This window comes from Cryobacterium zhongshanensis (genome assembly GCF_022760445.1).
GTDB classification, from domain to species: Bacteria; Actinomycetota; Actinomycetes; order Actinomycetales; family Microbacteriaceae; genus Cryobacterium; species Cryobacterium algoricola.
Map to the genome: position 1 here is coordinate 1 of NZ_JALGAR010000006.1, position 22307 is coordinate 22307.

At 63.9% G+C, this 22307-nt stretch carries 26 protein-coding genes; 9 read left to right on the forward strand and 17 right to left on the reverse strand.

The annotated features are described in order from the left end of the window. The 5 genes from MQH31_RS17175 to MQH31_RS17195 all read left to right on the forward strand — a co-directional run. Positions 1 to 318: hypothetical protein (locus MQH31_RS17175; RefSeq protein ID WP_243013028.1), on the forward strand; the 318-nt coding region annotated here is incomplete at its 5' end. A 173-nt stretch (positions 319 to 491) separates the two neighbouring features. After that, positions 492 to 1265: a hypothetical protein gene (locus MQH31_RS17180; RefSeq protein WP_243013029.1), complete on the forward strand. Its 774-nt coding sequence runs from the start codon at positions 492 to 494 to the stop codon at positions 1263 to 1265. Further along, positions 1262 to 3301 carry a DUF7402 domain-containing protein gene (locus tag MQH31_RS17185; RefSeq protein ID WP_243013030.1) on the forward strand — a complete coding sequence of 680 codons (2040 nt, stop codon included), beginning with the start codon at positions 1262 to 1264 and terminating at the stop codon, positions 3299 to 3301. Before MQH31_RS17180 ends, MQH31_RS17185 begins: the two co-directional genes overlap by 4 nt. Positions 3302 to 3419: 118 nt before the next feature. Then, positions 3420 to 5369 (forward strand): hypothetical protein, encoded by a 1950-nt coding sequence (locus MQH31_RS17190; RefSeq protein ID WP_243013031.1) that lies wholly within the window; start codon positions 3420 to 3422, stop codon positions 5367 to 5369. A 2-nt stretch (positions 5370 to 5371) separates the two neighbouring features. After that, positions 5372 to 6142, forward strand: coding sequence for a hypothetical protein (locus tag MQH31_RS17195; RefSeq protein WP_243013032.1), 771 nt, complete (start codon positions 5372 to 5374; stop codon positions 6140 to 6142). Positions 6143 to 6225: 83 nt separating this feature from the next. Here MQH31_RS17195 and MQH31_RS17200 read toward each other — a convergent pair whose 3' ends face one another. The 10 genes from MQH31_RS17200 to MQH31_RS17245 form a co-directional block, all read right to left on the reverse strand. Further along, the gene (locus MQH31_RS17200; RefSeq protein WP_243013033.1) at positions 6226 to 6837 is read right to left on the reverse strand and encodes a thermonuclease family protein; all 612 of its coding nucleotides are present in this window, start codon (positions 6835 to 6837) and stop codon (positions 6226 to 6228) included. 100 nt (positions 6838 to 6937) lie between these two features. Then, positions 6938 to 7348 (reverse strand): hypothetical protein, encoded by a 411-nt coding sequence (locus MQH31_RS17205; RefSeq protein WP_243013034.1) that lies wholly within the window; start codon positions 7346 to 7348, stop codon positions 6938 to 6940. 245 nt (positions 7349 to 7593) lie between these two features. After that, positions 7594 to 8304 carry a hypothetical protein gene (locus MQH31_RS17210; RefSeq protein ID WP_243013035.1) on the reverse strand — a complete coding sequence of 237 codons (711 nt, stop codon included), beginning with the start codon at positions 8302 to 8304 and terminating at the stop codon, positions 7594 to 7596. Positions 8305 to 8341: 37 nt separating this feature from the next. Continuing rightward, on the reverse strand, positions 8342 to 8761 hold the full coding sequence (locus tag MQH31_RS17215; RefSeq protein ID WP_243013036.1) for a hypothetical protein: 420 nt from the start codon (positions 8759 to 8761) through the stop codon (positions 8342 to 8344). A gap of 6 nt (positions 8762 to 8767) precedes the next feature. Next, positions 8768 to 9106: a hypothetical protein gene (locus MQH31_RS17220; RefSeq protein ID WP_243013037.1), complete on the reverse strand. Its 339-nt coding sequence runs from the start codon at positions 9104 to 9106 to the stop codon at positions 8768 to 8770. 55 nt (positions 9107 to 9161) lie between these two features. Continuing rightward, positions 9162 to 9761: an oligoribonuclease gene (gene orn, locus MQH31_RS17225; RefSeq protein WP_243013038.1), complete on the reverse strand. Its 600-nt coding sequence runs from the start codon at positions 9759 to 9761 to the stop codon at positions 9162 to 9164. Between the two features lie 77 nt (positions 9762 to 9838). Then, a complete protein-coding gene (locus tag MQH31_RS17230; protein ID WP_243013039.1) occupies positions 9839 to 10066 on the reverse strand; it encodes a hypothetical protein in 228 nt (75 codons plus the stop codon). Next, positions 10063 to 10443 (reverse strand): Panacea domain-containing protein, encoded by a 381-nt coding sequence (locus tag MQH31_RS17235; protein WP_243013040.1) that lies wholly within the window; start codon positions 10441 to 10443, stop codon positions 10063 to 10065. Before MQH31_RS17235 ends, MQH31_RS17230 begins: the two co-directional genes overlap by 4 nt. After that, entirely contained in the window at positions 10440 to 10679 is a 240-nt protein-coding gene (locus tag MQH31_RS17240; protein ID WP_243013041.1) for a hypothetical protein, read from the reverse strand. Before MQH31_RS17240 ends, MQH31_RS17235 begins: the two co-directional genes overlap by 4 nt. 5 nt (positions 10680 to 10684) lie before the next feature. Then, entirely contained in the window at positions 10685 to 11062 is a 378-nt protein-coding gene (locus MQH31_RS17245) for a hypothetical protein (RefSeq protein WP_243013042.1), read from the reverse strand. Between the two features lie 268 nt (positions 11063 to 11330). Here MQH31_RS17245 and MQH31_RS17250 point away from each other — a divergent pair, with 268 nt between their 5' ends. Further along, entirely contained in the window at positions 11331 to 12098 is a 768-nt protein-coding gene (locus tag MQH31_RS17250) for a DUF4190 domain-containing protein (RefSeq protein ID WP_243013043.1), read from the forward strand. Positions 12099 to 12181: 83 nt separating this feature from the next. On the opposite strand, the gene MQH31_RS17255 is transcribed toward MQH31_RS17250, so the two are convergent. The 3 genes from MQH31_RS17255 to MQH31_RS17265 all read right to left on the reverse strand — a co-directional run bounded on the left by MQH31_RS17255 (position 12182) and on the right by MQH31_RS17265 (position 14365). After that, entirely contained in the window at positions 12182 to 12751 is a 570-nt protein-coding gene (locus tag MQH31_RS17255; RefSeq protein WP_243013274.1) for an SLOG family protein, read from the reverse strand. Beyond that, positions 12751 to 13185: a hypothetical protein gene (locus MQH31_RS17260; RefSeq protein WP_243013044.1), complete on the reverse strand. Its 435-nt coding sequence runs from the start codon at positions 13183 to 13185 to the stop codon at positions 12751 to 12753. Before MQH31_RS17260 ends, MQH31_RS17255 begins: the two co-directional genes overlap by 1 nt. 94 nt (positions 13186 to 13279) lie before the next feature. Next, positions 13280 to 14365: a hypothetical protein gene (locus MQH31_RS17265; RefSeq protein WP_243013045.1), complete on the reverse strand. Its 1086-nt coding sequence runs from the start codon at positions 14363 to 14365 to the stop codon at positions 13280 to 13282. A 306-nt stretch (positions 14366 to 14671) separates the two neighbouring features. Here MQH31_RS17265 and MQH31_RS17270 point away from each other — a divergent pair, with 306 nt between their 5' ends. The 3 genes from MQH31_RS17270 (at position 14672) to MQH31_RS17280 (ending at position 16654) form a co-directional block, all read left to right on the forward strand. Next, positions 14672 to 15049, forward strand: coding sequence for a hypothetical protein (locus MQH31_RS17270; protein WP_243013046.1), 378 nt, complete (start codon positions 14672 to 14674; stop codon positions 15047 to 15049). A gap of 125 nt (positions 15050 to 15174) precedes the next feature. Then, complete coding sequence (locus MQH31_RS17275) at positions 15175 to 16176, forward strand: hypothetical protein (protein ID WP_243013047.1); 1002 nt, start codon at positions 15175 to 15177, stop codon at positions 16174 to 16176. A gap of 13 nt (positions 16177 to 16189) precedes the next feature. After that, a complete protein-coding gene (locus MQH31_RS17280) occupies positions 16190 to 16654 on the forward strand; it encodes a hypothetical protein (RefSeq protein ID WP_243013048.1) in 465 nt (154 codons plus the stop codon). A gap of 238 nt (positions 16655 to 16892) precedes the next feature. Here MQH31_RS17280 and MQH31_RS17285 read toward each other — a convergent pair whose 3' ends face one another. The 4 genes from MQH31_RS17285 to MQH31_RS17300 all read right to left on the reverse strand — a co-directional run bounded on the left by MQH31_RS17285 (position 16893) and on the right by MQH31_RS17300 (position 21568). After that, positions 16893 to 17225, reverse strand: a complete 333-nt coding sequence (locus tag MQH31_RS17285) for a ParB family protein (protein ID WP_243013049.1) — start codon at positions 17223 to 17225, stop codon at positions 16893 to 16895. 284 nt (positions 17226 to 17509) lie between these two features. After that, complete coding sequence (locus MQH31_RS20920; RefSeq protein ID WP_243013050.1) at positions 17510 to 18391, reverse strand: ParA family protein; 882 nt, start codon at positions 18389 to 18391, stop codon at positions 17510 to 17512. A 772-nt stretch (positions 18392 to 19163) separates the two neighbouring features. Then, positions 19164 to 21164 carry a hypothetical protein gene (locus tag MQH31_RS17295; RefSeq protein ID WP_243013051.1) on the reverse strand — a complete coding sequence of 667 codons (2001 nt, stop codon included), beginning with the start codon at positions 21162 to 21164 and terminating at the stop codon, positions 19164 to 19166. Positions 21165 to 21340: 176 nt separating this feature from the next. Continuing rightward, complete coding sequence (locus MQH31_RS17300) at positions 21341 to 21568, reverse strand: hypothetical protein (RefSeq protein ID WP_243013052.1); 228 nt, start codon at positions 21566 to 21568, stop codon at positions 21341 to 21343. Positions 21569 to 22307: the final 739 nt, after the last annotated feature.

The window sequence follows — 22307 nt, forward strand, 5'->3', positions numbered from 1 at the left end:
AACTACTCGCAGGACTCAAACGCGAAGTCCAGCCTCGAGGCCGTGAAGTCCGCGCAGGTTCTCTACCAGGCCAAGAACGCCAGCTTCGGCGACGTGACGGCACTCACCGGAGGTACGGACCCGGCGCTGAGCGCGTCTGCACCCAACGTGGTAATCGCCAGCAACGCAACCTCCTACTGCGCCATCGTCAAGTCGGGGTCAATGTTCGGAGGCTTCTCCTGGATCACATCGCAGAGCAGCAAGATCACATCAGGGGGGACGGCCCCTGCTCTCACGGGCGTCACGGGGGCAGTCACCTGCCCGACCACTGTCCCGTAACCCGGGCAACCAAGTAGGTCAGACGAGCCGCCCAGTGAATTCTCGCTAGGCGGCTCGTCTGGGCTCTAGGCACACCAGGCATTTGACGCAGTTCGTTCAGACGGGGGATCCCAGTGTTTTCAGCGTTTCATGACAAGCCGAGCACGGCGAGCACGCGCTCGATCATGCAGGTCTTGTCGGACAAGACAGGCACCAGCATCGCTGAGGGCCTGGGCGGCATCGCCATCCTCATGATCCTCACACTGAGCGTGACGCTCGGCATCACCACTGACATGAATGCAGTGCAGACCCTCAGCGTCAAAGCCGAGCGACAGGCGTTGGTCACGTCTCTCGTCGCTGACAAGCGCGAGGGCGCTACCTGGGGCACGAAGGCCGCTCCGAGCACGCAGACCATCACGTTGCCAAACGGCCGCAATGTTCCCGTCACGCTCTGGCGGGACGTGACACCAGGCGGCTCGACCCTCACAGCGGTCACGGCCATCAGCGCCGGACCGGATGCCGCGAACTGCTCGGGCCCGTCCGCTGTCGAAAAGAACGGTTGCATCTACGCCGCTCGATTCCACGCTGGCGATCTGGGCACCATCGCGCCCTACGCCATCATTAGCAAAGACCCCAGCACAGCGCCCGCCGCGCCCACCGGTACGGTCGATTCGCGTGTGAGCACAGCCACCGCAATTCCGCAGGGCACGGTCTTTGCTACAGGCACCGACGCGAAAGCGACTGTCTGGCGCTACCTGATCAACGCCCAATCAATCGAACCAGTCGGTGAGATGCGCATCACTCAGGGCGGCGTGATGCTCGCTCTCATCCCCGTTGATTCTTCATCCAACGGCAACTACTTCGGCACGTTCAGTGCCGCTCTCAACGTTCCGGTCACGGCGACCATCACTCAGGGAAACGTCGTCGTTCAGACCGTCTACTTCTACCGCGCCGGAGGCACATCGTGATTCTGTCCATCAGGAACGTTCTCGACAGCAAGAAGGGCATCGCCGAGGCGCTGGGCATCACGATGGTCGGTCTGGCCATGCTGACCGGCGCGGGCATGGTCGTCACCAACTACGCAATCGTCTCCAAACAGGCGTCGCAGCTCCAGACGCTGTCCCAGGAGATGACCAACCGCGCCGAGCGGTACGCCACCACACTGAATACAGACCTCGTGAACCCGCTGGTGCCAACAGTGGGCGGAGGCTCACGCGAGTGCTCGAGTGTTCCTGCCATGTGCACGATGATTCTCTCATCCACCCTCTCGGCCGATGGCAGTCAGAAGGTTCTGCGCATTCAGGGAGATACCGTCTCGGGTCTCGGGCAGTCACTCACCAAAGACCTAACCCTTGTGGCTCAGACCGTCACCCACGTCACCGCGATTGACGCCAAGGGCAACAAGACCTGGGCACTCTCTGGCGAGGGGCTCCACTACAACGTCTGGGCACTCGCTGCGGGGGTGCCGACCGTCGTTTCCGCCGCGGACATGGTCGGCCCCACCGGTGGGGCCACCTGGGTGAGCGTCACCGACCGGGCGGGTATCGACAGCACCGGAGCGCTCTGGGTCTGGGGCAAGAACGACATCGGGCAGGCGGGCATCGGCTCAATCAGCGCGGCCGCCGTCGTTCCGAAGAAGATCGTGGGGACGACCAGCTTTCGCTCAGTCGTGACCAGCGACGACCGTGGTTACGCGATTGATTCCGCCGGGGCCGCATGGGCCTGGGGCAAGAACAATTTCGGCCAGCTCGGACTCGGGACCACCACCAATGTCATGACACCGACCAAGATCTCCGGGCTCCGCATGATGACCTTGTCGATTGGGGACAACAACGTCTTTGGCATCACCATGGCCGGCGACCTCGTAATGGTCGGCAACGACCAGCCGGGGCTCTACCCCAGTCAGACCCTGACTTGGCAGACGCTCAAAGCGGGCACCAAGTACAAGGCCGTGTCGGCCTCCTCTGCAGCCGTCGCGCTCATTGACACGGCAGGTCAATTGACCGAGGTCGAGCGCGCGGCTTCCACGTTCACGCCGAGGCCCGGCACCTACACCAGCGTCTCGCTCGGCGCGACCGGGGGCTACGCGATCGGCGGCAGCGGCAACCTCTACTCGTGGGGCCAGGGCGCCGACGGCCAGCTCGGCTTGGGGTCAGGGACAACGACGCCGGCGACAGTCCCGAGCGCGCAGATCGCGGGGAGCGCGACAGTGACCGCGAGCTCGGAGAACCCCGCGGACGGTCAGTATGCGACGAAGGCCATTGACGGCAGCATCGACGGTTCCCCGGGCGACTGGACCAGGGAATGGGCCACCGTAGGCGGCAAAGCGGGTACCTACCTGAACTTGGCGTGGTCGAGCGCTCAGACCTTGAACAAGGTGGTGCTCTATGACCGACCCAACGCCGATGATCAGGTCACGAGTGGCACGCTGACGTTTTCGGACGGAAGCACTGTCGCCGTGCCCGCTCTGGCCAACAACGGCAGCGCGACGACAGTCACGTTTAGTGCTCGTGCGACGACAAACGTTCGATTTACTGTGACGGCCGTGAGTGGCAGCACCTACAACATTGGCTTGTCCGAGATTCAGGTCTACACAGCCCCCTATACGCCGGCCTCAACGACCGGGCCGATCACCTCAGCAGCCACACCAACGCAGGTCATGCCCGGGACTCTGTTCGCATCGGTGTCAGGCGGAAAGACCAGCGCATTCGCAGTGGACGTGTCGGGCAAGCTGTACTACTTCGGCAAGACGCCTTCCGGGTCAGTGGGGGGTACCGACCTGCCTTCGGTCAACGTGCCCACGCAGCTTCTGACCAGCAGCAATTTCTGGGGAGTCGCTGCCAACAACCACGACACCGACGTCGCCCTGTTGGACACGGCGGGCAACGTTTATGGCATGGGAACAGCTGCTCCAGGGCTCTGGCCGATGACCTATTCAGGGGCGAATAACCAGCCCATCCGCATGCCCGTGCCGGACGGTTTCTCCACGAATACGTGGAAATAATGCACTAGGCTGGACGTGGAGAGGGGATACTCACATGAGGACCAGTAGACGCGCCCACCAGGACGTTTTGAGAGACAAGAGCGGGTTGTCAACGAGCATCGTAGAGACGCTCGGAGCCTTGTCTCTCAAGACCATCACGATGGTCATGGTCGGGGGGTTGCTGGTCACGCTCATCGTGTTTTGGGCTGTGACGTCAGCCACGGCCGACACCTCAGCAAGCTTCCAGACCGCGAACCTCGGATTCGAGAAGGCGGTCAGCGCGTCCGACGTGGTCGTTGGTGTGAACACCAACCGTGTCGGCATCCTCACGGACACGACAGACGGCAAGTGCCAGGTCGCAACGTGGGAGGGCGGTTCGCGTGGCGGGGACATCACCCTCAGGGTTGAGACCACCACTGTGGCTGGCGTGTGCACGTCGACGACGGCACTTATTGCAGCAGGCGCGGGGGCTGCGTCGCAGGAGCTGTTGTCAGGCATCAAGGCTCCGCTGTTCACGTACTCAAACCTCGGTGGACGGGAGATCACCTTCGGTGCGACTGGGGCCGCTGTCCTGGCCACGGGCACCATGCCCACTAGCGTCACGGTCGCCGACTGGAACGACACCCGGCCCTACAAGGTGGCGCTCAATCTCGAGACGCTGAGCACCGACGCGGCCGCGGTCACAAAGAAGGCTGTGCTGTCCGCATTCACGAACGTGGTCAACATTGCCGCCGCGGCGGATGACTTGCGCTACGTTCCCGCTCCCAGCACTGACCCGGTTCCCGGACCGCTTCACATCACCGGCGTCGATCGCTCGTCCACCACAGGGGCACTCGTCGGAGGCGTTCACGAGGGTCTGTCTGTGAGCTTTGCGGGTGGCGTTTGCCCCGCTGGACCCACCAAGGTCAGCGTGTCCTACACGCAGCAGGGCCCTTCGGCTGCGCCCGCCGTCAGCACCGTCATCAACCAGGTTCTGACCGGATCCAGCTCGGCCGTTCAGCTCGGCTCGGTCGCCAACGGTGCCAGCGGCGCTGTTGACGTTTCCGCAACGTGCGTCGACAGCGGCGTGGCGGAGAAGGACAGCACCGGCTACACGCAGTCAATCCCCGCAACGGTGCTGACCGTCACGCAGAATGCGGCCCCTGAGAAGCACAACCTCTCCTGGACCGCCGTATCAAGCCTGCCGACCTCGTTCCAGGTTTCGTGGTACAGCCAGAACGGTACTCTTACGACCAATCCACCGGCAACGTCCGCGCTCAGCATGACCACCACACAGGTCGTCGGTTCCACCTTCGGCCTGCAGACTAGCTACTGGCTAGTCGCCACCGTCGACAGCACCCCCGCCCCTTCGGTGTATGGCAACATCACGACACCGTGGCCCGCGGCCTCGCCGGCGACGGGGCTGTGGTACTGGGCGGGCAGCCCCAGCGTTGGCTCGTACGTTTGGACCAACGGGGCGGCGTGCCCTGCAGGTACGACGCGGCAGACGCGTTCAGACCTGAACGCGAAGTGGGACTCCAACACGAACCTGAACTGGGCCGACTACCTGGTCAGCGCATGGTCGACTGACAAATTCGAGGATCACGCGGCCACTGACGTTTGGCAGGGATACCCCTTCCAGTTCTCCGTGCACACGAAGTGCGCTTCTCCGTACAGCGAATCAGCAATCGCCTATACACAGTCGGCCACCACCTGGAACACATGGGATAGCCCCCGGACACCCGAATACAACGCCTACACGCAGTGGCAGAAGGTCGAACAGCCAGCTGGATCCGTTTACGACGTCTGCCGTAACCACGGAACGGTGACGTGCACCCGGCACCCCGGCTACAACTGGTCAATTCAGCTGGTCTACCGGAACTTCTGCCCATCCGGCTCGACTCTGGCAGCCTCCAATGTTCACTCTCGTTCGTGGTCCGGCGGACAGTGGGACAACACGTTCGACACCCTGGACGGCTGGGAAACCGGTGGCGCGAATCAGCAGGTCTGGTACAACAGTGCCGTCTATACCTGCAAGACGCCGTGGGGCAATACCAGCCCGAACTCGGGCGTCTCTGGCGAAACCATGATCTGGGTTTGGGGGTGGTAGCGGTGAAGGATTTCATCAAGAAGCATCGCAAGCTCCTGATCGGTGCGGCGGCGAGTGTCCTCGTGGCATCCGTCGCCGTCACCGGCTTCGTCCTGACACGTCCGATCCCGCAGGGGCCCACTGGCCAGGCAGCTGCAGTTGCAAATGCCGCGGCCGCTGATGACTGGGCCGCGTTGCCGGTCGACGCTGCAGGGAAGCCCATTGGCGAACCGGAGATCCCGCGAGATGCCAACGGAGACGCGATCATCCCCGCCGGTCAGGCAGACGAGAAGCGTTCAGCAGATGAGCCTCTGCCCGTTGCCGAGGTGAAGGCCGGAACCATGGTGCTCGACACCACAGCGGTTACGGCGCCCCTGCTGGGACTGCTCACTGCGACCAAGAACACCAATGCAACGCTCAACCCTGACGCTTGCCTTCTCGACTGGGCGAAGACCACGCTCCCGACGGTGGTCGGTACTGCATTCTCCGGGGTCAAGAACGTGTGCGGCCGTGAGGCGGCGGTGATGTACGGCGGCTATTCAACGTCGGTTCACGACCTGAACCTCCACGCTCAGTACGCACCAGACGAAGCGGAACGTGCTGCACTGCGCAAAGTCCTCTTCGAGACCGATCACCTGGGCTACGCTTCGGTCGCCACCGACGACGGGCACGCGGTCCTGATGGTTGCCGCAGCCTCTGACGCTACGAGCGCCGCAACTGGCACCGGTAGCGCAGACGCAATCACCAGAACTGAACCCGTTGTGACAGGCACGCCCCCTCCTGCACCGAACTAACTCTCGGCCGAAGAAAAAACAGCACCCCGCTGCTCCAAGAGCAAACGGGGTGCTGTTTTTCTGTGTCCAGCAGTGGTGCAATCTCACCGACCGATCGTGGCGCAGAAGGCGTGCTGGCCGACGTTGGCGGCCACGGATGCTTGCTCTGCACTGGCGTAGCTCGAGTAGCGCTCGGGCGCCGGCTCGCTCGGCGGGTACCAGGCTTCAGCGAAGCCCTCAACGACGAGCGTGTGTGCGAGATCCGTGCCGTCACTCAGCTCGAGGTAGGCCAAAGATCGACCGAAGCGGTCGGTGTGGTCGGATCGTGCATCGAAGACGACTGTGACCTGCTCACCGGCGTGAACGATGTCACCGAGGTAGTTGGCGGCTTCCTGGGCCCCACACTCGGGTTCCTCGCCGCTCATCTTGTTCAGCTCCGGGGTGTCGATGCCCAGCAGGCGGATCGTGTGCTCGGTGCCGTTCTTGTCGGTGGCAGGGAAGTCAGTGCTGGGCTCAACCGTGATCGTGTCGCCATCAACGATGCGCCGCAGCGTCGCCGGGCGTTTTTCTGACGGGGACGCTGCCTGCGTGTCGCTTTGCTGTTGGGCCTGGCCGACGAGGTCGCTGACGGCCTGCGTGGCCGCCTGGCAGCCAGTGAGGGACAGGGTGAGCGTGAGCACCGCGGCCGCGGTGATGAAGGTCTTGGTGCGGCGCATGGCGCTGACTCCTTGGTTCGATCGCGCAACGCACGACGGTGGGATGAGAAGAAGAGAACCCCGCCACACTGAGTGTGACGGGGTCTCGTGGGGCGGGCAGTTACGCCGTCGGGGTGGTCCGGTCGATGAACTGCGCGAGCATCGCATCGAAGCTGAGCACCGGCTCGACGGAGATGCGCGTCTCGAAGATCTCGCGGCTCAGCGCATCCAGAGCGGCGACGTCCGCCGCGGTGCGGGGGATCCAGTTGCGCGCGGCGAGCTGCGCAGCAAGTTGGGCGTCGATCGAGTAGCGCGGCTCCGGGAGACGAGTCTTGAGCATGAGCTCGCTGAGCAGGTCTTCGGTGCTGGCAGGGTTTTCGAGATAGATGTTCGTGTCGAAGATGTATTGCACGACGTCGTTGAGAGCTGAATAGTCAGCCTCGGACTCGGCGTCCCAGCCGCGCGCGGACAGCATTTTCGACAGATCGTTGGTGAGCAGCTCGTGGGGCGAGAGGGGAACGTCGGTGGACATGTGAGAGCTCAATTCCTGGTTGATGTGACGGGCGTGCAGTGCAAGAGGTTTTCTCTGTCGAGATCATCCCCGAGCCGCGTTTAGCGGCTGTGCTGTGTTTCTGTGCGAGAAAAGTACCGGTGGTTCAGTAACCCACCGGAACTAGACCCGACAGAAGAAGAGAACCCCGCCACACTCAGTGTGACGGGGTCTCGAGGGTGGTCGCTACGGTCGGCGTCAGCCAATCGTGAACGCGGCCTGCCAGGTTACGCCGCTGGGGCGGACGCGGCGATGAACTCGTCGATGACGTCCTCGGCGCTGTCAAAGGCGTCCAGGAAGCTCGCCGGCTCAGCGAGCGTGTAGGCGAGTTCCTCGAGGGCTGAGCGGTCGGCGGCCGTCTTGGCGACCCAGCCACGAGCAGCAAGCCAGGCCGCGGCCTGAACGCCGGCCCTGACGACAACACCCTCGACGGGCGTGGCCCCTTCAGCGTCCGGCTTCTCGAACGGCATCTCGAAGAGATTCAGCGCGTCCAGCAGGTAGATCGCAGGCCAGGCCTCTGTCGGTTCGTCGCCGAAGGACAGGCCCCCCGTGGCCAGCAGTGTGCGCTTCTGCTCACCAAAAGACGCGGTGATCCACGTGATCTCCTGGTTGAGTGACGGTTTCTCGTCGTTGGTGCCCGGCTTGAAGACTGACGTGAGCACGCCCATGAACAGACAGCGCGCCAGGGCCCGGCGGATCGCCGTGATGTCGGCGCCGGCGTCGCGGTCGTAGCTGAAGAACTCCAGCTCGGCTTCGGTGAGGTGGCCCTCGAAAATTGCCGCGTCACCGTCTTCGCGGGAGCGGATCAGGAGGGTGAGCTGGTCGAGCGCCTCGTCTGTGGCACGGGTGAGCAGTAGCTCGAGGTCGGTGACGATTTCCGGGTGCGGGGTGTTGTAGACGGGCGCGTTGCAGACTGCAATGAGCATTTCAGCAGACATGGTGAGTCTCTTTCTGAGTGTGAAGGGCTGGTGGGGACTACGCCCGAGGAGGGTTGGCCGCGATGAATGCGTCGATGATCTCGTCGACGCTGTCGAACGAGTCGATGAAGGTGTTCGTGTCGACGAGCTTGAGCACGAGCTTGTTGAATGCGACGCGGTCACCTCCGGTCTCGACGGTCCAACCGCGCGCGGCCAGCCAGGCCGCCAGCTGTGTGGTGATGGCGTCGAGCTGCGGAGAAACCCCATCGCCAATCGACTGCGTTTCGACGAACACCTCGCCACGACCCGCGAGTTCAGCCCGCGCGACAGTGAGTGCAAGATCCTTCTCGATGAGCTGGGCGACGAGTCGCTCGATGATTCCTGTCTCCGTGAAGTGCTTGGGAAGGAGATTGAGATCGGCGATCAGTTCAGCCGTGGCGGGCGTAACTTCAGGAGTTGATGATCCGGTGATGGGCATGCTGACTCAGCCGAAGACGATCTCGCCGAACATGGCCCGCTGGACCACCAGGTCGCCGACCGTGGCGTCGAAGCCCAGGTCGTCTTCTTCGATCTCGCGCATCTGCCAGTCGGGCAACGTGCCCGCTGCGGCCAGAGCGACGAAGGCCTTGCGGAGGTCGTCGAAGGTCATCGTCTTGTCCGCCGGCGCATCGCCTTCGGCCAGCTCGACGCTGGATTCGATGACGCGGTACGTCTTGGCGGCTTCGTCGACGTGGCCGGAGGCGGCCCAGTAGGCGATGCCGGAGCCGGCGCAGTCGATGAGGTTGACGACGTCGGCGTCGGTGAGCTTGGGGGTTTTGGACATGGTGAATTCTCGATTCTTGGGGTTGGCGGGAACGGTCACGCAACGCGTGGGTGATTCAGAAGGGGATCAGTGCGCTGTGCGCGACGGAGGCACGGAGGCCGCGCGCTTCCTCGAGAGACCAGCGGATGTCGCTGGCGGCACGATGCGCGATCGGCATCACGCCGTGCTCGTCGGGCTGGATCACGAAGGGGCCCGGCGCCACCATCTCCGGCTGCCACATCAGCAGTGCTTCCCGGGTGCCCGAGATGTCGAGCATCCGGTAGTGCAGCACCGTGGTGAGCAGCGGCATCTGGGCTTCGATGAAGTTCAGGTCGAGGCGGCAGCTGGAGCCGAGGATGATCGCCGTGCGGTCGCGGGGGTCATCGTGTGCGTGGTGTCCGTGACTGGCGAGCCACTGGGTGACCTCGAGGTCGAGCTGCTCGACCGTGAGGGTGGAGGCCCGCACCAGGTCGACGAGCCCAGTCCCAGTGTGCATGTTGGTCACGAAGTCGTTCATCTGCGCCAGCTGTTCTTCGCTGGCGTGCAGGACGCGCGAGCCGAAGTCAGCGACGAATTCAAGCTCGGGCGTTACCAGGAGCATCGCGAACTCGAGGATGACGTGTGTGCTGACGTCGCGACCGGTGGTCTCAAGGTCGACGGGGACTGGAGTGAGCATGTTCGTGTCTCGATTCTTGGTCGCGGTGGATCTGGGGTGGTGTGAGAGGGACTGCTGGGTGAAGGGGTGGTGAAGCGCTACCGGCGCGCACCCAGCCGACGGGACACCCATGGTGCAGTGCGCCAGTAGGCGCGCTCGGTCAGCGCCGACCGCGCGATGTCGCGGGAGCGCATGAACTCCAACAACCTGCGGCTGTCGATGCCGGTGCCGTATTTCTGAGGTTCGTCGGGCGTACCGAAGCTCGTGTACGGCACGCAGCGGGCGTTGATGCCGATCCGGATGAGCCGTGCGTACTTGGCCTTCATTGGACGGATGATTCTGCGAGGTCGAGCGCTTCTTTGGCGGCCAGCAGCTTCGCGGTGAAGTATCCGGGGCCGACTGAATACTCGCCTTGGTGCATCTCGTAGAGTTCACGGCACACGGGCCCGCTGGCCCAGGCCTCGAAGTCCTCAGCGAAGAGCGGTTCACCAGTCCAGGTGATGGCCCAGGCTTGAGCGAAGTAGAGCAGCTTCTGCAGCTTCATCGTGGACATCTCGCCCTTCTCAGCGAGGATGTACTCGGCCACGTCGAAAATGCTGACCGTGCCGGTCTCACCGGGCGCGGCGGTTTCACCATGTGAAGCAGTGGGGATCTCAGCCGCGACGCCGGCGTCGACGAGTTGGTGGTGGGCGTGTTCGGTCATGAGCGCGAGGTCTTTCTCTGGGGTGTCTCGGAGGTGTAGCTGAACTGGCCACGGGTGATGCAGGCGAAGGGCCCGTAGACGTCGTCATCGAGGTTGCTCACGTTGCAGAAGATGCAGCAGCCACCTTCAGAAATGTGAGCCTGAAAGCCACCATCTGCGTCAGCGATCGCGGCTGTGCCGAGCACCTGGTCTCCGAACGACGAGTGCCGTTCCTCGGGAATATCGTCGTCGGTCATCGTGGTCAGCCTTTCTGCTGCTTCTTGGCGCCGAAGGGCGCAACGTACTTGACGGGGCCGCGGTAGCCGCTGCCCTCGAGGTCGGTGACTACGCCGCGCGTCCACCTGGTGTGCAGCCGCGTCGGCGGGCAGAGAACCGCATCCCCGACCTCGACTGCGAACGAGCACCCGTAGGTGAGGCTCATAGTGGGTTTCTGGCCGTACTTCTTGACGTGCGGCATGGTCACCAAGACGGTGATGTAGCGTTTCTCGGCTTTCGAGCTGCGCGCAGCGACAGCCTCGGAACGAGCAACCATGCCCGCGACGATCGCGTCGAAGGCCTGCTGCTTCTCGGTAGCAACTTCCTCCGTGAGGGAGGTCTGGTGATGCGTGGATGTGGACATGAGCGCAGCCTCCTTCGGGGCGTCGGTGAAGCAGATGATGAACGAACGGTTGGCTGAGTTAGATGTCGTCTGAGGACACGGATGTCTCCTTCATGTGGTTTTCTACTGTGGCGAGAAGATGATCTGGATTTGCTCCCGGGGGGCCGCTGGCCGCCGCTCTAAATGCTCGTTTTCGAGCAGAATCTAATAAGTCCCAGCCGGGTTCTCCGGTAAGCTGGTTTGGGCGCCACTGGTACAGCTGGCGCTTACTCACTTCAGGAAGGCCCACATGAGCGACGACACGCAGCCCAGCTTTCTCGGAGGCCTTCCCTCGCGGGGAGCGCCGTCGTGGGCCGCACCCTCGTTGGGCGCTGCAGCTGATCCCAGTCACGTTCAGGGAACAGCCTCGGCCCCGGAGCCGGAATCAGACCGCGGCGGTCAGCGAAACACGCTGGCGCTGGTGGCGTTCATTGGATCGTTCTTCGTCTCGCTGGTAGGCATCGTCTGCGGGCACATCGCGCTGAAGCAGATCAAGCGCACGGGGCAGGATGGGCGAGGCTTCGCCCTGGCGGGTGTGATCATCGGCTACGTGGGATTCGTCTCCGGTGCGATCGCCATCGTCATGATCGTCGCGACGATCAGCGCGGCGACCGCGGTGTACTCCAGCACTGTCGATGGCCTCCAGCCGGTCGTCGGCGACGGCTCGAGCACATCGTCCACCGATACGCCGGCCTCTGCAGCAGACACCGCAGAAGCGGCAAACGTAGCTGCAGGCGGCGGATCCGTTGAAGGCCACACCGTCAGCCCCGAGCTGTGCGCGGCTCTGAAGAGCTTCGTGTCAGTCGGAGGGGAGGCAGCCTCCTCGAAGTCGGTTTCACCGGAGCTGCTGGCGGCCACGGAAGCTCTCGCCGCGATCGCCAGCCCGAACCAGACCGCGTATATGGGCTACGCGAATCTCCTGGCGAACCCAGCGAGCATCGGTTCAGAAACGGCCGTGCAGGCCCTCTCGGCGGACTTCGTCAAGGCTGCGGAGGGAGATCTGGCAACCTGCGCGTAGAGCTCATCCGAGAAACCCAGCGAGAACGCAGAAGCCCCTAGTCACGCGACTGGGGGCTTCTCTGTTGCTGTTGCCAGCCCGGCTCAGAACGGCAGCCAGGTGTTGAGGATCGACAGCTGACCCTGGGCGCCGAGGCTGACGCGCTTGAGCTGAGCGTCGCGCTGGAGCATGGCCAGAGCCTCATTCCCGAACGGGTACAGGTCCTTGCCCCAGACGACGATTGTCGGGATGCAGGCCTTCCGGGACGCCTCGGCGCATGCCCAGGTGCCGCGGGATGTTTCCGCTCTGTCTTCACCGGGAGCGAGCGCGTATCCGTGCGTCGGGAACGCGATGCAGATGGTTGCACCCATGTGGACCATCTCTGCGTCCCGGCGGTTGCCGGCTAACCGGCAGACGGCGTTCGCCTTGTCCCAATCAGGACATGCAGGGGTGTGCTGGTTCCACTGGCCGGCGTGAGCCTCCGTGCTCATGCCCAGCTTCCGGGCCTCCCCTGCCAGGACCATGTCCGCGCCCGGTTCTGCCCCGTGCACCAGGACGGACCCCATGATGGGCGCGTTCAGGAGCGCCAGCGTTGCGCTCAGTGCATCCGATGAGATCTCCGGGTTGGCCCAGCTGCGGCTGCCAGTCATCAGGATGCGGGCGGGCGCACCCATCACGCGATGGCTCGTTCCCACTTGGGCATGAGGCCCTCGTCGAGACGCTTCGAGAACTCGAGCTGGACGCCCGGCTGATCGGCGTGCGAGCCGAAGACCTCCCAGCCGGCGGGCGGGGCCTCGAAGGGATCGTCCCCGCCCCCGATGGCGAGCCACCGCGGCGAGACCCGCAACACGCGGGCGAAGGCCATGAACTCTTTCGGGGACGCCGCGTTGCGGGTCGATGCGCAGAGGGCATCCCAGCGGGCGAGGGTGATCCCCGCTGCGTTCTTGCTCCGGCAGAGGTCAGCCAGGCCGTGCTCACCAACGCGGAGAGCCAAGGCATGCTGCACACGGGCACGGAATGCAAGGTCGGCGGCTTCGTGAATGACCTGGCTGATGCGGTCGCGTTCGGCCGTGGACACGAGTGCCCCGATTTCGGTGCTCATGGTCATGAGGTTCTCCTTGGAGTCAGTGGTTCGAGGGGTGTTGCGAGGTGCGTGGCTGGGCCGGGTGGGGCTGAAGGCCCAACCCGGCCCGGTGGTGCGGCTACAGCAGGTAGCCACGATCGGTGGCGGTCATGAGCTTCTCGGCGACGAGCCAGGGGTTCGAGGCGTAGAGCCCCGAGTTCGGGAGCGTGTTCAGCTCGATGACGACGGGGTGCCCGCTGTCCCTGTGGGCGTTACCACGGGTCCCGCCGTCGAAGGCCACGTCGATGACGACGGTGCCGCCGTGCTCGCTCGCGACCTTCCGGCCGAACTTGACCAGCTCGGCAACAGTTCCGATGCGGTACTCGACCGGGGACGGCGTTGCGTCGCGGCCATAGCTGGCGAGGGGGCCCCGCCATTTGCGGACGCGAGTGTCGAACGAGCCGTCGTCGATGTTGCGGTCGAGGGGTGTGAACTCTTCGATGCAGCCGGCGCCGGAGATGACTTCTCCGTCGACGACGAAGAGCCTGTACTCGTAGGCGAGCTCGAGCTGATCCTGAACGAACACAGCGTCGGCCAGGCCCTCGAGGCGCACGTAGTCCCACCCGAGCGCCTCGAGCAGGCGCTCTTCAACAACTGTGGGGTCGAGGTCGAGCTTGATCGACCAGATGCCGCCCTTGAGCGCCGTCGCCTTCACGATCGCTCGCTCGACGCCGAACTTCCGGTGCCGCGCGACCATCCAGGTGATGATGTCTGTCGCCGGGTCGCCGCCGATCGAGCCGAGGAGCATGCCCCGGCCGCCGTACTTGCGAACGAGGGGGTGGCCCACCAGCTTGTCTACCGCGTGGCGGCCACCGTCTTCAACGCGATCCACCGGGCCCAGGCGGCGCGACATCTCGTCGGCGGTCCAGGGGGTCTCGGCAGTACCGGGGGCCTTGGCTACGAGGCGCGACCCGTTGGTGGCGTACCAGGCGGCCGAGAGCCGGGCCGCGTCTTCCCAGAAGTCTTCGACGTCGGCATCAGGATCGGTTTCGGTGCGCATGTGGGGGAAGGAGTGCGAGACGTCAAAAAGGATGTTGACGGCCAGTTGACGCTTGGCCTCGGACCAGTCATCCGGGATTCCCGGATAGGGGCGAAGGTCGCCGGAGAATAGCTGCGGAAGGTCGCCTGAGGTGGATGCAGCGACGTCGCTAAGGGGAATGGTCATGATCGCTCCTGCGGATGGTTGGCAACGCAATGGGAAGGGTGGCGAGGCGCTCAAAGAGCTGCCGCGCCGGACGTGGCTTGGACACAAACAGGACCACCTACATCGGGGCTTGAGTCTCACTGCGCCTCCCGAACACGGCTGTGCCGTGAGACGAGCAGCGCCGTGCTGCACAGCAGCGGCGCGCGAGGGTTTCGGGTCTAGACATGGGCGAGGGCAAAGCCCCAGAACATGGCACCACAACAGAACTCAATGGTATGATTATGCTCGTAATCGAGCAGAATTTACAACCCAGACCAGGAGTCATGCATGAGCGATCCGAGCACAGTGAAGGCTCCCGACCGGATCAGGAAGCCCGTCCGGCTTCACCCGGACACAGCGCAGCGGGTCAAGTACTGGGCCGACAAAGAGGGCCTGTCCGAGAACGAGTACATGGTGCTCGCGATCGAAGAGAAGATCGCTCGCGCCAACGGCGACTACGAGCTGCCGACTCTGGAACAGTTCCGGCTGAATCAGATCATCGACGAGATGAAGGCCCTATCCACGAACGCAGCCAACCTGGAGGCTGTCGTGACCAGTGGCTTCGACTCGCTGCTCGGCCTGACCCGTGGCGACTCCTACCTGCTCGATAACGAAGACGGCGAGCTCGGCGCTCCCGACAACGTTTCGGCTATGGCCGGCGGCTAAGCCTCCGCCCTGCACAGCCGGCCCAACCAGCACGAGTACCACCCGCGCCATACGAGCGCGAACACAGCACGCCACACGACGAGAAGGACGAGGGGAATCACCGAATGGGGTTCTTGGATGAAGCGATGGGTGCCTACAAGCCGCCCGCGGCCGAAGATTTTGAGATTTCACTGCCCGCCCGGCGCGAGCCGAAGAAGGAAGCAGCGGACTCAGGTGAGCCGCGTGACCTGGGTCAGCACGGCGGTGCAGCAGACGGCTCCCAGGGACCGGCCGACACGGTAGGTGGAAGCACAGGGGGCGCAGCCAGCGCGGCTGAGCCGGTGCCGCAGCGTGACGAACCCGACGACGGCGAGCACACGGACTCCACCGAGCAGGACGTGGTCACCAGAGCCGCTGCAGCGGCCGCAGCAGCAGTAGCCGCAGACGAGCCTGCCGACGACGCAGCTGAGCCCACAGCCGTCCCGGATTCCCCTGCAGCCGAGTCGCGCGAGGACGAGGCCACTGACCTCGACGAAGAGCCCACTGTGACCGAGAAGCCGGTGACAATGAAGCAGGCGCTGGCCGGTATCACCGGAAGTGTCCCGCACGAATTCCAGAAGACCGGCTTCTCCGCCGGTGGGGCTGAGACGCTCACGGTCACGCGGTTTCCGCTGACGCTGGTCGACCGGCTCAGGCTTTCGCTGGCACCCGCTGTCGGAGGCGAGTTCGCTGAGGCACTGTCGTCGACGGCGTTGATCACCGCGTTCCTGATCGCCAAGACCGGCGTGGAGCTGGACGTAGACGCGAACACCGCGGTTGCCGTGGACGTCTTCCGTCAGGTGGACCCGCGCTTGCTGGCTGTCGAGGACAAACTCGACGAGACGATGCGCGATGTGTCCCGGCTGGCCGGGGCGATGAAGCTGAGCCTGAAGCGGATCGCTGAGACCGGAGACGTGGTCGACATCCTCGATTTCGCGATGTCCTACCTCGTCGCAGACCGGGTTGCGGGCCTGACCACGACGGATACTGACGAGAGCACTGTCGACGTGACGCAGAAGAAGGTGCTGGTCGCTCGTGAGAGCATCCGGAAGCGGGCAAAGGCCCAGCGCACCATTGAGCGTCAGCGTGACGGCCGCAGGATGGCCTGAGATGAGTGCGGGTGTGGCCCTCTCACCGTTCGAGGGCATGAGTCTCACAGAGCTGCGCAGTCGCGCTTCCGAGGAGCGCGTGGAACGGGCCGAGCACGTTGCGGAGCTGGTTGCACCGGTACTGGTGGCATCACCTCGCGTGGATACGCTGTCGCCGTCTGCAGAGGCAGGGGTCGCCGTCGCTGGGTCGTCCTTCGATGCTGTGGTGTTTGCCGAGGGCTACGCCACCTCGAAAGAGGCGTCGTGGGCGGTAGAGATGTCCGAGGCCCGCGAGATCCTCGACGACGAGAGCACCAGGCCGCGGCGTTCCACGATCCGCCTCGTGTTGTACGTGGTCGCGATCGTCGTCGTACCGCTGCTGGCCGGGTTTCTCATCTATCTGGGCCTGCTGTGGACCACGCCGGGGATCTCAACCCCGCCCGATTGGCTGCCCCATGAGCTCTGGTTCCCGCCGTTTCCGCTGCCGTCCACCCGGTGAGGCCGGTGAAGCGAGCGATGAGCTGACGGACCACGCAGAAGTGCGTTTTCTGCTGGTTATTCAACGTGCGCTACACTGAGAAACGTCCCTGGTTGCTTGGCTTTGCGAACTTGGATCCTCATTCTCCCCCGGAAATGAGGTCAGAGAACTCCCCCGGCGTGGTACCTGGGGGTTTTTTCTTGCCCGGAAGCTCGCGCGCGGTGACGAAGAAGAACCGCAGCCCTCCCCCGGGTTCAGCTCAGCTACCGAGAGGCCGGCCCTGACGGAATCCGCCGTTGTTGCGCGGGAACGGCTCGCCGTTGTTGAACTCGATGGCCAGGCGTTCGATCTCGCGCTCGAGGGCGCCTTCAACGAGAGCCGTCATTGAGGTGTAGCCGCCCTCGTAGCCGGCGGTCCGGAGCACAGCGGTCTCAGCGCGCTTCTTCAGCGACATGCGGAGGCCGAACGTGACGGATTTCTTCTCATCGCTCTCGACCTGCACGGGTACGGGAACAGGGGCAATAACCGGCGCCGGTGCCGCAACGACCTCCGGCTGCAGGGCGGGGACAGCGGCAAGCACGGGGGTCGCCACCGGCTCAGGTGTAGGCGCTGCCATCAGGGTGACCGGATCCGCAGCGACAGCCGGCGGTGCTGACTCAACAGCAACGGGCACGGCGGGCGCCGGAACGGGCGCGACCGGCGCAACAGCCTGCTCAGCGACTGGCTCTGCGGGGACGGCTGGCTCGGACGGAACTGCTACCTCGACTGGCACTGAAACCTCGGCTGGCGCCGTGACCGGGGACGTGCGGACCTCTTCGACGTCGGGCACAAGCTTGAACGGGCTGGCGCTACCTGGTCGACGACGGGCGTGAGCGGTCATACTGCCTTCTCCTTGGTGCCCAGGAACCGGGCGAGGTAGGTGCGTGCGACGGCGTCGTACAAGGCGACGGTCTTTCGGCCGTTGCGATCGGTCCAGTCGGACAGCGATACCGCAGCGGCGTCGGCCTCGGCGAACCGCGACCATTCGGGAATGTACGAGGGGTTCAGCAGCTCGGTGCTGTCGGGCAGAACCACTACCCCACCGAGGTTCCAGACCAGATCGCCGAAGTGTTCGCGAAGACCTTCGATCTGGAAGTCGTGCTCGAGGGTGGTCTTCCGCCGGGTGACCACGACGCCGCCCACGGCAAGCGTCGGGTTGGCGATGTCCATGGCGTGACGGGCAACGAAGTCCTTCACCCGGATCGCAGCTTCGACTGAGTCGTAGTTCGGGTCGGTGGGAATGATGATCGTGTCGGCGGCGGCCATCGACATCTGAACCAGGTGCCCGAGGTCAGGTCGGGTGTCGATCAGGATGACGTCGTATTCGCTCGTCCACCCTTCGAGTGCCTTCTGGAGCCGGCGCACGGCGCCAATCACACCCGCCTCGGTTTCGCGGTTGATGAGGTCGAATCGAGCGGGAAGGACGTCGATGTTGTCGGCTTCCAGGGTCGGTGTCCCGTCGGGCAGAACCCAGCCACAGGCAACGACTGCCCCCTCCCCCGCGCCAGCCTGGTCGGCCTTGATGACCTCAGACATCGTGGCAATCGGCTCTTTCGGGTCCCACTCGATGCCAAGGCGCCGTGTGGCGTTGGCCTGTGGGTCCATGTCGACGACCAGAACCTTCTTGCCGGCGCGGGCCAGAGCCGCGGCGAGCTGCACGGTCAACTCCGTCTTGGCCACGCCACCCTTGTTGTTCGAGATGACAGCTGTATGGGCCACGATTTGAGCCTCTCCTGAGAAGTCGGGGAAACCAATAAACACAATACTTGTTTGTGTTTCAAGGGTTAATTGTCTTGCATTACTTGTGACCCTCGCAGAGAGGGGCACCCGCTGGCAATAGGTAGGTAAAAGCCAATAAACACAAGGCTTGTTTGCCTTGAATAGATTGTATTCGCGTACCCGCGTCGAACCGGGTATCTCGCCCTCGCGGCGTGTGCCCCGGGATGCTCCCGTTCGACCCTCTCCCTCCGGTCTTCTGCACACGATGAGCCAAACCCTTGGGAATGCGCGAGCATCCTCGGGAGAATGACCATGAACGCAAACAAGACCATAAATACAAGGGTTGTTTGTATTGCAAGACTTGTATGTGTTCAAAGGCTTGTAAGTCTTGTATTCAATGCGCGAGGCGCTCGGGCCCTGGTTGCCGGTCGACGACCTGGTCAGGAGGCCGCTCGCCCACCGAACGGCCGGACAAACACGATAAACACCCTCAACACCATAAATACAAGCGTTGTTTGTCTTGCAAGCGTTGTTTGTCTTGCAAGGGTTGTTTGTCTTGCAAGGGTTGTTTGTCTTGCAAGGGTTGTTTGTCTTGCAAGGGTTGTTTGTCTTGAATGACATTGAAGGCTTGTATTCAACGACGAGGTACACAGATCTCGACACCGGGGGAGTGCCGGGATACTGCCTGAGCAGCGGCAGCGGCGCGCACGCCGACGCGACCCGAGTCGACAGACGCGTTGACTGCCGGCCCGATACCCACTGCGCATCTCCGCTACGCAACATCGCCCAGGTACTGCCAACGGTTCTCCGGGTTGAGCAGACCAGCGGCCACGAGCTCTCGTGCAGCACGGTGGTCAGCTCGGTTGAAGCTATCCCTCGGATACCGCGGCCAAACGCGTTCGCCCGGCGCCGTCACGGCGAAGAGAGGCCGGCTCGACGCATAGGGCCGCCTCGGGCGGTTCCTGGGGGAGGTGTTCATCGTGATCACCTCTGCCTGCCACCACTCCCACACCTCACGTTCCACCCTGTACCTCTCCGCACGATCTGCCATCGTCCCGTCGACACCGAGAGCCTGCGCTGCCCGGTCGCGGAAGTCTCTCTTCGCTCTTGCCCAGCCGTCCCTATGTCGAACGAGGAGCTTGTGCAGACGTAGCCGGCTGAGGATCGTCGCTGTATGCCTGGCAGACACACCCAGAAGCCGTGCAGACGCTTCCACGGTGAGCGAGGGATGCTGCTTCAGCAGCGCGTAGAGCTTCCCCGCGAGGGCCCCGAGTCCACGGCGCGTGAACAGGTCGTGCCGCTGGTCTGTGAGCTCCGCTTCCAGCTGTGCAATCAGCGCAGCGCGCGCGTTGAATAGCGCAGTCGCAGCCCGAGTCGCAGCGGGGGAGCCAGCGTCAGCAGGTGAGTTCTCAGGCAGGTCAGATGAAGAATCCCCTGCCGGGGGGCGGGGGTTATTCAGTAGATGTGACCGAACTGTACGAGGACCTGTGGACAACGTCGAGACCAGTCGCCATTCGGCCGCGTTGCCCTCGTCGGTGGCACTGACCCGCTCGAGGTAGCCCGCCTCGACAAGGGCAATCAGCGCGTTGGCGGCAGTGGTGCGGCCGAGACCACCCATCGGGCCAAGGTCGCGGATGGCCGCGGCGACGACGGGCTTTCCGGTTTGCAGAGTGAGATACGCCACAGCGCGAAGAATCGTCTGCTGGTTCGACGCCGCTTCTGTTGCACCCCAACGCCCAGGATTGACCCTGAACCGGTCCAGCAGGTCAGCCACGGCGCCGACGAGGCCGTCCAGCACCGAGAGGTCCTCCGGGGTCTTCCGGGCCGGGAGAGGGCGTTGTAGGGCTGCGTACTGGAGGGCTTTGTCCCATTGGCGCTCGAGGCGGGCGCGGGCTTCACCGGAGCTACGACGTCGACGGCCGCCGCGACCGTTGTTCTTGGTCCGGTAGTGCTCCATCCCCGGAGCGGTCTTCGCAGCGTGCTGCACGTCCAAGAGGGTCCAGCCGGCGTTGGCGGCCGAGAGCAGGCACATGAACCCGGTCCAGCTCGGGTTGCTGCCGCCGTCGATGGTGGCCATGTGCGCGGTGCCCGCCGCGCTGAGCTCCCGGTGCACCCGGTGGCGTTCGTCTAGTGGCCCCGACGGGCGGCTCTCCTGCGCTCGGAGGGCGGGTTTCCGTTCGTCCAACAGGGCCGCGAGGGCGACCAGGTCCGCGCGAGTGGTCGAGGGCAAGGCCAGGTCATCGAGATCGCCCCGGAGCACGGTAGAGACGCTCCCGTCGCGGTGCGGGGAGAGCGGCGGGCGGGCGGCGCCAGTCACGGGGTTCTTCAGCATGCCGAAGTCGAGCTGGCTGTAGGAGACCTGGGCTGCGCTGGCCACGGCCGCGACGTCGTCCCGGCCCGCCCCGTCTCGGAGGGCGATCCAGAGGTGCCGGCCCCCGGATCCGGAGGACTGGCAGACGACGTGCCTGACAGCAAGTTCAGTGAGGGCCCTCGAGAGCGCGTTGCACTGGTCCTGCGCCTGCTCCATGAGCTCGGCGTCGACTGTGCCTTTGATCTTGCCGTCGAAGTCGAAGCAGAGGAACCAGAAGACCCCGTGCTCGTCCGCGAGATTCATCGCCCACGGTGTCGTGGGTTCGACGGCGCCAACCCGGTGGATCAGGGGGTAGTTGTTCTCGTCGAGTCGTCCGTAGGCGTCGCGCTTCATGACCCGGACTTGGTCGCGGGGGCTGAGACGGCGCGTCAGCGACCAGGGCGTCCACGCTTCGTGGGACACGCCGGAAAAAAGGGTTGGCACATTGCGATCGAACTGAGCTATGCTCTGTGGCATAGAAGAACCTCCCGTGAGGGCTGGCGATTCGGATTAGCTCTAACCTCGGTGCCGGGAAGCTGAGAGGGTTTGAGCTAAGAGACTTGAAGAAGCCCGTCGCGAAAGCGGCGGGCTTCTTGCTTTTAGGCGACGTCTGAGATTGGCAGCTCCAAGCGGGTGAGCGTTGCGCCGGCGGGTGCGAACTCGGGCATCTTGATGTCCAGGGCGATGAGCGTCGCGAGATAGTCGTTCATGGTCAGGCCCAGGTCATCTGCACGGTTGCGGGCTGCGTCAGCAAGCGGTGCGAGGGCACGGGTGCCCAGAAGCTCACGCTGACCCTTTGACGGACGACCACCACTTGAAGTTCGCATGGGCATAGTCAAGTCCATATCAGTAACTGTTATTGGCATCTGGGCGGGCGTGTCGCACCAGGGCTGAGTAAATCGGCGCGGAGATTTTCGTGCGCTGACCTCCGGTTACCAAAGGATTGCTGAGCAATTCTTCGCCCTGGAACGCGGACGAGTGACAGCGCTCAGGCAGTTCGTACGCGATGCCGGAGCAGTCTTCGGTCGTCTGCGCAATCCTGTCGCAGCTGGTTTTTTCGGTCTTTGGCGCTCTTCGCTCGAGGTCCTGCAGGGTTCGATTTCTCACCACCCAGAGCTATCGCAAACCGGAAAAATGCTCGTGGTGATCGGCGATCACAGGCGGCAATTCCCTCTGTGGTTGCGTTAAGAACTGAGATTTGAACAGGTTAACTACAGGATTAACTACAGGGGGAGCTGTCTGCGCGGCCGCGCATCCCTTGTCCCCACTGGCATCCGAGGGTGCTCGCCGAGCTCGGTCCGCCACCAATTGACCCCAAACCCGCCACTGAATGACCCCAAGGCCGCCACCGAATCACCCCAGAGCGCCACCAGAACCCCCCAGGAATTGTGGGGGTAATTGGTGGCGCTTAGGCCTCAAAAAAACGAGCATCTTGCGCCACCAAATGACCCCACGTTTCAGGGCTTGATCCAAGGTCCTGAATGGGCTCCGCTGGACGCGTATCGGGTCAGGTATGCGCCACCAAAACACCCCAGCCGCATCGGTGAGCATGGCCCCCGAAGGAGT